The 13244-nt window shown below is 64.4% G+C and carries 10 protein-coding genes; 6 read left to right on the top strand and 4 right to left on the bottom strand.

Annotation, left to right across the window (positions count from 1 at the left end; genetic code table 11):
• Positions 1 to 55: 55 nt before the first annotated feature.
• The gene (locus tag MON38_RS08275; RefSeq protein ID WP_241935690.1) at positions 56 to 712 is read right to left on the bottom strand and encodes a phosphoglycerate mutase family protein; all 657 of its coding nucleotides are present in this window, start codon (positions 710 to 712) and stop codon (positions 56 to 58) included.
• A gap of 222 nt (positions 713 to 934) precedes the next feature.
• Here MON38_RS08275 and MON38_RS08270 point away from each other — a divergent pair, with 222 nt between their 5' ends.
• From MON38_RS08270 to MON38_RS08260, 3 genes are all read left to right on the top strand, one after another.
• Complete coding sequence (locus tag MON38_RS08270; protein ID WP_241935689.1) at positions 935 to 1615, top strand: response regulator transcription factor; 681 nt, start codon at positions 935 to 937, stop codon at positions 1613 to 1615.
• Positions 1616 to 1775: 160 nt separating this feature from the next.
• A complete protein-coding gene (locus MON38_RS08265; protein ID WP_241935688.1) occupies positions 1776 to 3164 on the top strand; it encodes a sensor histidine kinase in 1389 nt (462 codons plus the stop codon).
• A gap of 21 nt (positions 3165 to 3185) precedes the next feature.
• Positions 3186 to 3395 carry a hypothetical protein gene (locus MON38_RS08260; protein ID WP_241935687.1) on the top strand — a complete coding sequence of 70 codons (210 nt, stop codon included), beginning with the start codon at positions 3186 to 3188 and terminating at the stop codon, positions 3393 to 3395.
• Positions 3396 to 3529: 134 nt separating this feature from the next.
• Here the strand turns inward: MON38_RS08260 and surE are convergent, their stop codons facing one another.
• Complete coding sequence (gene surE, locus MON38_RS08255) at positions 3530 to 4384, bottom strand: 5'/3'-nucleotidase SurE (protein WP_241935686.1); 855 nt, start codon at positions 4382 to 4384, stop codon at positions 3530 to 3532.
• 155 nt (positions 4385 to 4539) lie between these two features.
• On the opposite strand from surE, the gene MON38_RS08250 reads away from it, so the two are divergent.
• Both MON38_RS08250 and MON38_RS08245 read left to right on the top strand, forming a co-directional pair.
• A complete protein-coding gene (locus tag MON38_RS08250; RefSeq protein ID WP_241935685.1) occupies positions 4540 to 6306 on the top strand; it encodes a M14 family metallopeptidase in 1767 nt (588 codons plus the stop codon).
• A gap of 376 nt (positions 6307 to 6682) precedes the next feature.
• Positions 6683 to 8500: an alpha-amylase gene (locus MON38_RS08245; RefSeq protein ID WP_241935684.1), complete on the top strand. Its 1818-nt coding sequence runs from the start codon at positions 6683 to 6685 to the stop codon at positions 8498 to 8500.
• Between the two features lie 112 nt (positions 8501 to 8612).
• Here MON38_RS08245 and MON38_RS08240 read toward each other — a convergent pair whose 3' ends face one another.
• A complete protein-coding gene (locus MON38_RS08240; protein ID WP_241935683.1) occupies positions 8613 to 9206 on the bottom strand; it encodes a fasciclin domain-containing protein in 594 nt (197 codons plus the stop codon).
• Positions 9207 to 9330: 124 nt separating this feature from the next.
• On the opposite strand from MON38_RS08240, the gene MON38_RS08235 reads away from it, so the two are divergent.
• A complete protein-coding gene (locus tag MON38_RS08235) occupies positions 9331 to 11589 on the top strand; it encodes a DNA methyltransferase (protein ID WP_241935682.1) in 2259 nt (752 codons plus the stop codon).
• A 121-nt stretch (positions 11590 to 11710) separates the two neighbouring features.
• On the opposite strand, the gene MON38_RS08230 is transcribed toward MON38_RS08235, so the two are convergent.
• A complete protein-coding gene (locus tag MON38_RS08230; RefSeq protein WP_241935681.1) occupies positions 11711 to 13234 on the bottom strand; it encodes a sigma 54-interacting transcriptional regulator in 1524 nt (507 codons plus the stop codon).
• Between the last annotated feature and the right edge of the window lie 10 nt (positions 13235 to 13244).

The following is a 13244-nucleotide window of genomic DNA, read 5'->3' as shown; positions in this document are numbered from 1 at the left end:
CCGAACGTGCCCAAACCCCGCCGGCGGCTGGGCTGAGAAGCTGGGCTGGCAGCCGTTATTTTACAGCCTTGGCCTGGGCTTTAGCCTGAATTTTCATCTCCTTTTCCTTGGTTTTCTGCAGGCGGCTGGCCACGGGCTCGCGGCGCTCGGCGCCGTAGCCACGGGTTTCGACGGTGGGCTGCATGCCCGGGGCCACGCGCACCACAAACAGGTAGTCGTACTCGTTGTCGCGGATTTCATCGACCGGCGGAATGCCGCCGAAGTCGTCAATCAGCGAGAGCACCGTGTTGGAATGGCCCACGATGACCACCGACTTGCCGGCGTAGTCCTTCAGCACCATGTCGGCGAGGTCGCGGCCGCGCTTGGGGTCGTAGGTTTTGGGCTCCAGCTTGAGGGCGGCGGCCAGCGGGGCCAGCGTGGCGCGGGTGCGCTTGGTGTCGGTGGTGAACAGGGCTACGGGCTGGCGCTTGGCCAGGGTCTGGTTCAGGGCCTGGGCGCGGGCGCGGCCCTCGGCCGACAGCTCGGGGTCGGAGTTGCCGGCCACAGTGGTGTCTTTTTCGGCGTGCCGCACGATGTACACCGTGGTGATGAGCGGCTTGATTTTCATTTTGACTTTCTCCGGCGTGGCCGGGGTTTGGGCCCGGCTGGCCACGGTGGCCAGCAGCACCAACAGCACGCAAAGGGCTGAGAATCGGGTAAGCAAGTAATTCATAGCGAAGGAAATGAGATGGTGAGAAAATGTCGCCCTGGCAAATTACAACGTTTTTTCGGGTCGGCCCAGCTTCTGAATCAGAAATTTGCGGGTGCAGCTTCATCTACTGTTCAGCCACGGCTGTCGTATGTTGTGGCATAATCGCCGGCCAGCCGGCAACTTCGGCTTCGGCCGGGGCGACCGGCGGCCGGCCTTTTCTTTTCATTCCCCTCCCCCCTTCCCATGCACGTTCTGCTCATCGAAGACGAAAAAAGCCTGCACCAGGAAATGCGCCAGTTTCTGCTGCAAGCGCAGTACCTGGTCGATTCGGCCTACACCTACGCCGAAGCATCGGAAAAACTCTACGTGAGCAGCTACGACTTCGTGCTGCTCGACCTGGGCCTGCCCGGCGGCGACGGCCTCGACCTGCTCAAAGAAGCCCGCCTGAACGAAAACCAGGAGGCCTCCTTTATCATCCTCACCGCCCGCGGCGCGCTCGACGACCGCATCCGCGGCCTCGACCTCGGGGCCGACGACTACCTGCCCAAGCCCTTCTCGCTGCTCGAGCTCACCAGCCGCATGCAGGCCATCACGCGCCGCAAGTTCAACCTCAAACGCCCCGAAATCACGTTCGGCAACGGCTTCAGCATGGATGCCAACGCCCGCATCGTGCGCCACGGCAACCAGGAGGTACCGCTCACCAAAAAGGAGTTCGACCTGCTGCACTACCTGCTGCTGCACCGCGGCCGGGTGCTCACGCGCCTGCAGCTGGGCGAGCACCTGTGGGGCAACGTGCTCGAGGACGATTCCGACTCGAACTACATCGACGTGCACATCAAGAACGTGCGCAAAAAGCTGGCCCAGTTCGCCCCGGCCGATTTTCTGGAGACGGTGCGCGGCATCGGCTACCGGGCGGCGGAGTAGGCAGGGATTCAATGACAAAAGAACGTCATGCTGAGCGTAGCCGAAGCATCTCTACTGCAATAAGTAAATCCTTCCGACTGGATTGCGTTGCGCGATAGAGATGCTTCGGCTACGCTCAGCATGACGTTCTTTTGCGTTCTTACTTCTGCCATCCAACCCTATGCCCAAAATGCGTCTCGAAGCCAAGCTGGCCCTATTCAACGCCCTGTCCAAGCTGCTGCTGGTGCTGCTTGGGGCGCTGGTGATTCCGCCCATTGTGCAGCGCGTGGCCGTGGCCCACACCGACCTGCACCTGCGCGATAAGAAGCAGAACGTGCTGGCCCTCATTGCCCGCGACGGCCTCCAGGCGTTCGAGCGCGGCGAGCGGGCCGAGACGTACGCCGACTACAACATCTTTAAGCAGGAATACATCACGCTCACGCCGCTGCCCGCGGGCACGGCGCTGCCGCCTGAACACATTTTCGAAGAGCCCCGGCAGGTCGACCAGGAAGTGGAGGATTTTCGCATCCTGAGCTTCGCGCGGCCCGCCGAGCTGCCCGACCACCCAGCGTTTCGGGTCGAAATTGGGTCCTCGCTGGCCACCGTGGAGCTGCTCACGGGTACGCTGCGCAACCTGGCGCTGTGGGTGCTGGTGGCCGCCTCGCTGCTCACGGTGGTATCGGATGCCGCCTTTGCCCACTACTTATTGGAGCCGCTGCGTGAGCTGACGGTGCGCAAGCTGCGCGGCATCCGGCAGCCGTCGGACTTCGATTTCGGGGCCATCGACACCGACACCACCGATTTTCGGCGGCTGGATGAGCGGCTGAACTCGCTGATGCGGCAGGTGCAGTCGGCTTTCGCCAAGGAGCGCGAGTTTATGAGCAACGTGAGCCACGAGCTGCTCACGCCGGCCAGCATCCTGCAATCGCGCTTCGAAAACATGCTGCAGGACCCCACCCTGCCCGAAGCCCACGCCCAGCAGATTGTGGAGTCGCAGCGCACGCTTTATCGCCTGCGCAACACCGTACGCACGCTGCTGCTCATCGCCAACATCGAAAACGAGCAATACCTGCGCAACGAGGCCGTGCGCCTGTCGGAAGTAGTGGCCGACGTGGCCGAAGAGCTCGACGACCGCCGCCAGCAGCGCGACATCGAGTTGGAAGTAGACCTGACCGGCGACGATACCCGCCCGCTGGCCAACGCCAGCCTGCTCCACACGCTGCTGCGGAACCTGCTCTCCAACGCCATCAAGTACAACCGCGAGGGCGGGCGCATCCGGGTGGTGGGCCGGGCCACGGCCAGCGGCGGCTACACCCTGCGCGTGGAGGATACCGGCCCGGGCATCGCGGCCGAAAACCTGCCGTTTCTGTTCGACCGGTTTCGCCGCTTTCAGGGCACCGCCCCGGGCGCGCCCGAAGGCTACGGCCTGGGCCTGCCCATTGCCCAGACCATTGCCGTTTTTCACGGGGCCACGCTGCGGGCCGAGTCGGAAGTTGGCATAGGCACCAGCTTCATCCTCGATTTTCAGCCTTCGGCAAAGTTGGTGGCCGGGTTCATGCCGGCTTCATAGGCGTGCGCGTAGCTTCGGGCTGTGATTCATCAGCCCGTACATATTCTGCTTAGACTGCTATTCATCAGCCTGGTACTGGTGCTGGCAGTAGCCCTCGGCACCGAGGTGGCGGCCCTGCACCGCAAGCCGCTGCCCACCGGCCCGCTGGTCGCGCCCGTGGTGGTGCGCAAGTCATCGGCGGCGCCGGCGGCGCACAAAAGCGTGCACACGGTGCGCCATCGGGCGGGCTAGCGTTGCAGGTAGGGGCGGGGCCTGCCCCCGCCCATCGTTCGCAGCGTTGCAACAATTCCACTGCACGTAAGGACGGGGCTTTGTGTCGCTCGTGCCGTTCAACGATGGGCGGGGGCGGGCCCCGCCCCTACCAGCTAGTTCTGGTTGGCCACGCCGTAGTCTTCCGGCGCCACGGGCTGAGGCGGCACGGCGGCATCAACGGGCGCGGGCAGCGGCAGCGCCCACTGCTGGCTGAGATGCGCGAGGCCGTGCGCGGCGGTGAGGTCGAACTGACAGGGCACGATGGATACGTAGTTGTGGGCCAGCGCCCATTCGTCGGTGTCGGTGCCGGGGTCGAGGTTTTCGAAGGTGCCCATCAACCAGTAATAGGGTCGCTGATAGGGGTCGAGGCGGCGGTCGAACTTCTCGGCCCACTTGGCGCGGGCCTGGCGGGCCAGGCGCAGGCCGGCAATGGGCGTGGCCGAGTTCTTGGGGATGTTCACGTTCAGGGCCGTGCCAGCGGGCACGCCGTTTTCGAGGGCGTGGCGGCACACCTGGGCCACCCATTCGGTGGCGTGCGAGAAGTCGGCCTGGGGGCCGTACTCGCAGAGCGAGAAGCCGATGGCGGGCAGCCCTTCGATGGCCGCTTCGATGGCGGCCGACATGGTGCCCGAGTACAGCACGTTCACCGAGGCGTTGGAGCCGTGGTTGATGCCCGATACCACGAGGTCGGGCGTGCGGTCCTGCAAAATGAAGTGCTTGGCGATTTTCACGCAGTCGGCCGGGGTGCCCGAGCACTCGTAGGCTTCGACCTCGGGGCCGAAAACCGGGTTTTTAGTGAGGCGCAGGGCGCTGCCGATGGTGATGGCGTGGCCCATGCCCGACTGCGGCGAATCGGGGGCGACCACCACCACTTCGGCCCCCAGGGCCAGCACGGTTTCGACGAGGTGGCGGATGCCGGGGGCGGTAATGCCGTCGTCGTTGGAAACGAGAATAAGAGGCTTTTTCAAAAGGAAGCGGGAAGTGGAGAGTGAGAAGCGCGGAAGTGGCACCAGTTGCTGGCGACACAAACGCGCCGACATGCGACCTTTACGGCCCGCGTCGCCGCGCCGTTCGCCAAACATTGCAATGGCCCGGGGACGCGAACCACAAAGTTCGCGCTCCTATGTTCACCGTCATCCTCGCTTCGCTCATGGCCTTCGCTCCCACCCCGCCCGCCCCCGCGCCCGCCTGGCGCACGCCCTTCGAAAACGACCCCGCCGGCAACACCACGGCCACTTATACCGAGTGCATTGCTTATTACCAGAAGCTGGCCGCCGCTTACCCGGCCCACCTGCACCTGGCCGCGGCCGGACCGACCGATAGCGGCGAGCCCCTGCACGAGGTGGTGCTCAGCGCCGACGGCGACGCCGACCCGGCCAGCACCCGCCGCAAAAACCGTCGCATCCTGTTCATTCAGAACGGCATTCACCCCGGCGAGCCCGAGGGCATCGACGCGAGCATGATGCTGGCCCGGGATATGATGCAGCAGAAGTCGCTACAGAAGCTGCTGGCGGGCGTGACGGTGGTGATTGTGCCCGTGTACAACATCGACGGCATGCTGAACCGCAACTCGACTACCCGCGTGAACCAGAACGGGCCGGTGGCTTACGGCTTCCGCGGCAACGCCCGGCACCTGGATTTGAACCGCGACTACATCAAGCAGGAGTCGCGCAATGCTCGTTCGTTTGCGGCGCTGTTTCAGAAGTGGCAGCCGGATGTATTCGTGGAGACGCACACCTCGAACGGTGCTGATTATCAATACACCATGACGCTCATTGCCACCCAGCACAGCAAGCTGGCCCCGGCGCTGGGCAGCTACCTGCAGGGCCAGATGCTACCGGCTTTGTATAAGAGCATGGAGCAGAAGAAGTGGCCGATGACGCCCTACGTCGACTTCGAGGGCCAGACGCCCGAGAGCGGCCTGCGCGCTTTTCTGGAAACGCCGCGCTACTCCACCGGCTACGCCGCGCTGTTCAACACCATCGGTTTCATGCCCGAAACCCACATGCTGAAGGCCTTCGCGCCCCGCGTGCACTCGACGTATGATTTCCTGCTGACCGTGCTCGAAACCGTGGACCGGCAGGCTCCGGCGCTGGCGGCGGCCCGGGCCAAGGCGGCCGCCGACCTGCAGGCCCAAACCATTTTCCCGCTCACCTGGGCGCTGGATGAGAGCCAGCCCGAAACCGTGCAGTTCCGCGGCTACGAGGGCAAGATGAAGCCCAGCGACGTGAGCGGGCAGCCCCGCTTGTACTACGACCGCGCCGCACCCTTTACCCGGCCGGTGAAATATTACAACACCTTCAAGGCCAGCACCACCGCCAGCCGGCCCACGGCCTACATCATCCCCAAAGCCTGGACCGAGGTGGCCGACATCCTGCGCCGCAACGGGGCCACGCTGGAGCCGCTAACCCACGCCGTGACGGTGCCCGTGCAAACCTATTACTTCACCGATTTCAAGACCACGCCCCGTCCCTTCGAAGGCCACTACGTGCACAGCCAGGTGCAGCTGCGCACGCAGGAAGCCCCGGCCACCTTCGCGGCCGGCGACCTGGTGGTGTACCTGAACGCCGCCGCTCCTACCCGCTACCTGATGGAAACGCTGGAGCCACAGGCCACCGATTCGTTCTTCGCCTGGGGCTTCTTCGACAGCGTGCTGCAGCAGAAAGAGCATTTCTCCGACTACGTGTTCGAGGACCTGGCCGCCGACCTGCTGCGCCGCGACCCCGCCCTGCGCGAGCGGCTGGAGAAGCTGAAGAAAGATAACGCCGCCTTCGCTACCAACGGCCCCGCCCAGCTCGAATGGGTGTACCAGAACTCGGCCTACCACGAGCCCGGCCACAACCGCTACCCGGTGGCCCGCTGGCTGGGCACCGGCCGCGTGGGCGAGTAGCATCTGGCTGAACATCCCGGTGGCACCCGGCTGGCGCGCATGGGCAACGTGCGCCAGCTGGGTGCCACTGCGTTTATACCAGCCCAAAAATTCAACTTAACAAGAAGCAACTTTGTGCAAACGTTTGTAATATTTCTAATACAACCGCTCACTTACCAGCATTAGTGAGGACTCACCTTTTCCATTAAATTATTTTCCAAAGCCATAATTTTTTATCAATACAATTGCAAACGTTTGTATCGAGTGAGAATATCGTAATTATCTAAAATTCACGAACGCACAGCATCCTACAACCTCGACAATTGGAATTTTGAACTTTGCCCAGATAGCGCCAGCTGAATACCTTGCGGCACTTCTCACCAAAATTCCCACCAATATGAAAACATTGCTTCGCGGTACCAGCCGCGCCGCTTTGGCCGTAGCCCTGCTCGCGCTGGGCGGCTGCGCCAAGGAAACCCTCAACCCGAATGCCGGTGCGCCGGTGCCGGTAGCCGCCACTTCATCGAACGCCACCGTGGTGAACGGGGTGATGATGCAGGGCTTTTACTGGAACACGCCCACTAGCACGCCCGCCGGCACCTGGTGGCAGAACCTGGGCAGCAAAGCCACCGAGCTAAGCCAGGCCGGCATCACGGCCGTGTGGCTCCCGCCGGCCTACAAAGGCTCGGGCGCGCTCGACGTGGGCTACGGCGTGTACGACCGGTACGACCTTGGCGAGTTCAACCAGAAGGGCACCGTGGCCACGCGCTACGGCACCATCGGGCAGCTGCAAAGCGCCATCGGGGCGCTGCACGGCCAAGGCGTGCAGGTGTACGAGGACATGGTGATGAACCACTTCACCTCGGCCGATGCGCAGGAGTTGGCCAACGGCCAGTACAACGTGTACACCAGCTTCACCTACCCCGGCCGGGGCAATACCTACAGCAGCTACCAGTGGCACTGGGGCAACTTTACGGGCACCCAGCAGGCGCCCAACAACGGCTGGTATCAGTGGAAAAGCTGGGATTTCCAGCCCTACGCCAACGGCGACGCCTACGACAACCTGCTCGGCTCGGAGGTGCAGTACAACGGCAACACGGCCAACGTGAACGAAACCATCAACTGGGGCAACTGGATTACGGCCAAGCTGGGGCTCGATGGCTACCGCCTCGACGCCACCAAGCACATGTACACGCCCTTCGTGAACCAGTGGCTGGATGCGGTGAAAGGCACCAGCGGACGCTTTGCGGTGAGCGAGGCTTGGTTCCGTAACCTGGCCGACATGAACAACTACGCCGCCAGCACCGGCGGCCGCACCAGCCTGTTCGACGTGCCCCTGCACTACCTGTTCAACGACATGAGCAACGGCAACGGCGCCTGGGACATGCGCGGCCTGCAGTTCGCCGGCTTCACCGAAGCCAATGGCGCGCTGTCGGTTTCGTTCGTTGATAACCACGACACTGACCAGCAGGGCGGCGCGCTCTACTCGCCGGTGGCTAACCTGAAAATGCTGGCCTACGCCTACATCCTGACCCGCGACAAGGGCTACCCCTGCGTGTTCTACCGCGACTACTACGAATACGGCCTGGGTGCCCAGATTAAGAAGCTCATCGCCATCCGCAAGGCCAACGCCTACGGCGCGGCGGCCGAGTACACCAGCACCAACGACGCCAACGTGTACGCCTACTCGCGCGCCGGCGACAGCACCCACAAGGGCCTGCTGATGCTGCTCAACGACGGTGGCAGCGCCGCCAGCAAGGGCATCACCACGCCTTTCGCTAACGCCACGCTCACCGATGCCACTGGCAACAACACCGGCACCATCACCACCAACGCCAGCGGCTACGCGGTGTTCCCGGTAGGGGCCCGCTCCTATGCCGTGTGGGTGCCCGGCGGTGGCACTACCACGCCGCCCCCCACCGGCACCACGGCCGTGGCCTTCAACGTGACCTACAGCGGCACTGTGAGCGGCCAGGACGTGTACGTACTGGGCAGCACCGCCCAGCTCGGCGCCTGGAACACGGCCAACGCCATCAAACTTAGCGGCGCGGCCTACCCCGTTTGGAAAGGCACCATCAACCTGACCAGCGGCACGAGCGTGCAGTTCAAGTACATCCGCAAGGATGCGGCCGGCAACGTACTGTACGAAGGCGGCTCGAACCGCGTGTTCACGCCCACTGGCACGAGCATGACGCGCAACGACACTTGGCAGTAGCCCCACCCTGCTGCCCGGGCCGCTGCAACGGCCCAAACCTAAAAAGGCGACCCCGGTGGGGTCGCCTTTTTTCATACATATAGCTTCGTCACCGTTTATCCAGCCGGCTGACCTATTGCCCGGCCGGACGCGGCGCGGCAGGCCGAGGCGGCGCGACCTGCCGCGCAAACGGCAGCAGCACGTCATCAATCAGGTGAATCACGCCGTTGCTGCACAGAATGTAGGCATTCAACAGTTCGACAGGCGCGGTGTTGGTGCCGCTCACGAACACGCGCGGTCCCTGCGCGCTCACCTTCACGGCGAAGGCGGGATTGAGCGAGCGCAGGGCCTGGCCGGATTTCAGGGCCTCGGTGGGGTAGCGGCCGGGGATGACGTGGAAACGCAGCAGCAGCTCCTGCTGGTGCTGGTCGAGGCCGCGGCCGGTGGTGGAGGCCAGGCCCAGGCCGTGCTCCGCCAGCCGTTTAAAGGCCTCGTTGGAGGGCACGAACACGGTGTACTGGTTTTTGGACGAGCCATTGAGCAGAGAATCAAGCCGGGCTGCTTTGAGGCCCTTGTAGAACGTGGCGGCAATGCCCATCTGGGCCAGGGTCTGGGCCACGGTTTTGCCGGCGGCTGGCAGCGCGGGCCTGGGGGCTTGGGTAATGGCGGGCCAGCCCGGAAAAGCCAGTAGCAGCAGGAAAGCGGAGGCGATGAAACAGGAGCGCATGAGAGAATAGATTTGAAGCAATATATAGCGGCTTTTCATAAAACAAACCGGCGCGGCGCGACCAGCGGCGGGGCCGGGCAGCTTATCTTCACATTCATTCTTTTCTGTTTTTCGCCTGCCCGCCATGTCCCCTGCGCCTGCCGACTCCGCTACCCTCCAGGCCGTTGAGCGGCTGGGCCAGCTGTTCGACGGCCTGCGCGCCGCCGGCTTTGGCGACTACCCCGCCCAGGACCGCGCCCTGGAGGAGCTGCTGGTGCGCGTGGCCTGCTGCTGCTTTGCCGAAGACGCGGGCCTTTTTGCCGCGGGCCAGTTTCGCCACCTGCTGGAAACGCACACGCGCCCCGATGGCACCGACACCGCCGCCCGGCTGCACCAGCTGTTCCAGACCCTGAGCCAGCCGGTGGGCCGGCGCCCGCCCACGCTGCCGCCCGTGCTGGCCACGCTGCCGTGCCTGGGCGAAGCGCTGTTTGGCGAGGTGCTGCCCCTGCCCGCTTTCACGGCCGAGCTGCGCGAGCGGCTGCTGGCTTGCACGCACTGTCCTTGGGCGCACATCTCGCCGCTCGAGTTCGGGGCGCTGTTTCAGGTGCTGTTCGACCCGTACCAGCGGCAGCACCTGGGCGAACACTACATGCCGGAGGCGGACGTGCTGAAAGTTGTTGCCCCCCTTTTTCTGGATGAGCTGCGGCTGGACCTGGCCCGGGCCGGCCACGATGCCGCCCGCCTCGACGGCCTGCACGCGCGCCTGGCAACCCTGCGGCTGTTCGACCCCGCCTGCGGCAGCGGTGCCTTCCTGGCGGTGGCCTACCGCGAGCTGCGCCAACTGGAGCTGGAGCTGCTGCAAGCCCGCTACGGCCCCGGACGGCCCGCCCCCGAGGCCGGGCCCGGCGTGCAGCTAAGCCAGTGCACCGGCCTGGAAACCGACGACTTTCTGGGCCGCGTGGCCGAGCTGACCCTGTGGCTGCTGGACCACCAATTTAACCAACGCCGCGCCGCCGCGCTTGGGCGGCCCCACCCGCGCCCACCCCGGGCCCCGGGCCTGCACCTGGTACACGCCTTCCGGCAGGATGCTAACTGGGAAACCGGACTGCCGCCCATCGATTACGTACTGGGCGACTTCACTTACCGCCGGCAGGGCCTGCAGCGGGGCTGGCAGCTGGGCCGGCCGGCCCTGGGGCACACGCACTGGAGCGGCACTGGGGGCCTGCTGCGAGTGGCGCGCTACCTGGCGTATGCGCCCGGGTCCCGCGCCGCTTTTTTACTACCCAAAAACGACCTGCAGGGCCCCACCAATGCCAACTACTGGCAGGAAATGCAGCACGAGCACGGCGTGGTTATCCAGTTTGCCCACCGCCCCTTTGGCCGGTTTTTGCCCAACGGCCGGGCCGATGCCAGCCAGGTGGTGGTGGGCATTGGCCGGCAGGCCGAGCCACTGAAACGGCTATTCGCCTACGACACGCCGACGAGTGAGGCTCGCTTACGGCTGGTACCCCACATCAACCACTACCTGCTGGCGGCCCCCGATGTCTGGTTTGCCCGCCGGCAGCGGCCCCTGGCCAACGTGCCCGCGCTGGCTTTCGGCAACCATCCGTCGGAAGCAACCCACACGCTGCTGGACGAGGGCAAGCACCGGGCCCTGCTGGCCCGCGAACCGGCGGCCGCGCCCTACCTGCAGCACGTGCTGCCGTTCACCTTTTTCCGGGATAATCGGTCCCTCTGGGGCGCGAACCTGCAAGCGGTGCCGGCCGCCGCCTGGGCCCATCTGCCAGGGCTGCGGGCACTGCGCGACGCCGAGCGCCAGAAAAGCCTGGCCTGGAGCCAGCAGCTGTCTCCCGAGGCTGCGTTCCGGCCCGAGCCGCCGCCCGCGGCCATCCCGACCAGCAACTACGTGGCGCTGCCCCTGGGGGTGCAGCCAGATGCTGCCTACCTGTCGGCCGCCTACGTGGCGGCGCGGGTGCTGCCGGGCAGCATGGTCGAGTACATTCCGCAGGCCACGCCTTATTTGTTTGGGATGGTCATCTCGGCCATGTTCAGCGCCTGGGTTCGCCAGCTGTGCGGCCTCTGGAAGTATGGCTACCGCAACGAGGGCACGTTCACCTACCACAATTTCCCGTTTCCGGCCGCGCCCTCGCCGGCTCAGCTGGCCGAGGTGGATGCGGCCGTGGCCGCTGTGCGGGCAGTGCGCGGCCCCCATCCATCGCCCAGTCCGGTATATGCATTTTGGGGCGATTACCTCTCGCCGGAACGCGCCGCCGCCGCTGCCCGGCTCGACGCGGCCATTGACCGCTGCTTTCGTCCGGAGCCCTTCGCCACGGAGCAGGAGCGGCTGGAGTTTCTATTTGCGGCCTACCAGCAGCTGGCCGCCGTCCGGGATGCCGCCCGGTAGCGCCCGAAAGCCAGATGGCGCCGATGTGCTTCAGGCTAAAAAAAGGCCCGCGCACCGATTGGTGCGCGGGCCTTTTGCGTTTTTGTCGCGGACTAAAAGTCCGCGCTACTGCGCTGCGGGCTTAGCGGCGGCGGCGCGGCTTCTCTTCTTCGTCCTCGTCGTCCTCATCTTCCCCGAAGCTGGGCATGGTGAACATCGACGACAGCAAATCCTTGAACTGCGCGCCGGCCGTGAGGCGGTTGCGCGAAATCAGGCTGTGCTCGCTCAGGCCGTGGAGTAGGAATTCCATGAGGAAGTAGGTGTGCTCGGGCGTTTCGTTGGGGTGCAGCTCGGTCACGATGTCGCGCAGGCCGGGCACCTGGTCCAAGGCTTTTTTATAATCCTCGGTGCTGGCGTCGTGCAGCAAATCCAGCGTGTTGCCATTGCCGAACCACTCCTGAATAGCCTTGTAAGGCGACACGCGGTTCTTGAGCTTCTTGCTCTTGTCGGGGTCGGGGAAGTAGTTCAGGAACAGGGTGCGGATGGCCTTGCCCATCAGCTTTTCGGCCACGATACCGGCCCCCTCCTGCTCGCCCTCGTACACCAGCTCCACCTTGCCGGTGATGGCGGGCACGGCCGAGATGAAGTCGCCCACGCGCACGTAGGTGTTGCTTTCGCCGTTCACCAGCGCCCGGCGCTCGGCCCCGGCAATCACCTGCTCGTAGGCCGAGATGGTGAGGCGGGCCGACACGCCCGATTTGGCGTCCACGAACTCCGAACCGCGGGCCTCCACGGCCACCTGCTCCACGAGGTCGTGAATGACTTCGTTGCTGGTCACCATGCCCTTCTGCTCGTCTTTGATGCGGGCTTCCTGCTTGGTGATGCGCTTGCCAACTTCGGTCGATTTCGGGTAGTGCGTGATAATCTGAGCGTCAATTCGGTCCTTGAGCGGCGTCACGATGCTGCCGCGGTTGGTATAGTCCTCCGGGTTGGCAGTGAAAATGAACTGGATATCCAGCGGCAGGCGCACCTTGAAACCACGAATCTGGATGTCGCCTTCCTGCAAAATATTGAACAGCGACACCTGGATGCGCGCCTGCAAGTCGGGTAGCTCGTTAATTACAAAAATGCCCCGGTGCGCCCGCGGAATCAGCCCGAAGTGAATTACCCGCTCGTCGGAATACGGCAGCTTCAGCGTGGCGGCTTTGATGGGGTCGGCATCGCCGATGAGGTCGGCCACCGACACGTCGGGCGTGGCCAGCTTCTCGGTGTAGCGGTCGTTGCGGTGCATCCAGGCCACGGGCGTGTCGTCGCCTTTTTCGGCAATCAGGTTTTTGGCGAATACCGACAGCGGCTGCAGCGGGTCGTCGTTCAGCTCGGAGCCTTCCACCACGGGCATGTACTCGTCGAGCAGGTTGATGAGCAGGCGCGCGATGCGGGTTTTGGCCTGGCCGCGCAGGCCGAGCAGGTTGATGTGGTGCCCGGCCAGGATGGCGCGCTGCAATTCCGGAATCACGGTTTCATCGTAGCCGAAAATGCCGGGGAATACGTCTTCTTTGTTTTTGAGCTTGCTGATGAGGTTTTCCCGCAGCTCCTGCTTAACGGTGCGGGGGATATAGCCACTGGCGCGGAGCTGGCCCAGGGTACGGATGGTTTCGTGCTGCATAGAGAAAGAT

The sequence above is a fragment of the Hymenobacter cyanobacteriorum genome (assembly GCF_022631375.1).
In the GTDB taxonomy this organism is placed as follows: domain Bacteria; phylum Bacteroidota; class Bacteroidia; order Cytophagales; family Hymenobacteraceae; genus Hymenobacter; species Hymenobacter cyanobacteriorum.
This window is presented reverse-complemented; position numbering and strand designations above follow the sequence as displayed.